This window comes from Dietzia sp. KRD202, from assembly GCF_017168155.1.
GTDB classification, from domain to species: Bacteria; Actinomycetota; Actinomycetes; order Mycobacteriales; family Mycobacteriaceae; genus Dietzia; species Dietzia kunjamensis.
On record NZ_JABFAN010000048.1, the window covers coordinates 1 to 573 of the forward strand.

The 573-nt window shown below is 62.7% G+C and carries 1 protein-coding gene; it reads right to left on the reverse strand.

The features are described from left to right. A partial coding sequence (locus J1M64_RS18495) for a cytochrome P450 (RefSeq protein ID WP_206475149.1) occupies nucleotides 1-573 on the reverse strand: 573 nt, incomplete at both ends.

Below are 573 nucleotides of genomic sequence, written 5' to 3' on the forward strand. Positions count from 1 at the left end.
ACTGCAGCTCGGCCAATCGGTTGCCCATGCACCGATGGACGCCGAACCCGAAAGCGATGTGGTTGCGGGCGTTGGGCCGGTCGATGATCAACTCGTCCGGCCGCTCGAACACGGACTCGTCCCGGTTACCTGACGCGTACCACATGACCACCTTGTCACCCTTGCGGATGAACTGGCCGTTCACCACGGTGTCGGTCTTGGCGATCCGCCGCATGTAGGCAAGAGGGGTCTGCCAGCGGATGATCTCCGAGACCATGTTGGGGATCAGATCCGGATTGGCCTTCAGCTTCTCGAACTGGTCGGGGAACTGGTTGAGCGCGAGAACCCCCCCACTCATCGAGTTGCGGGTGGTGTCGTTGCCCCCGACGATGAGCAGGATCAGGTTGCCGGCGAACTCCATTGGTCGCTTGATCAGGTCCTTGGTGGCCTCGTCGCTCTGCAGCATCGTGATCAGGTCGAAACCCGGCTCTTCTCCCTCCGCCAGGCGGGCGGCCTTGTCATGCCACAGTGCGCTGAGTCCACGCGCCATGTCGACCATGCCCTTGAACAGCTCGTCGTTGTCGGAGGGCCCTC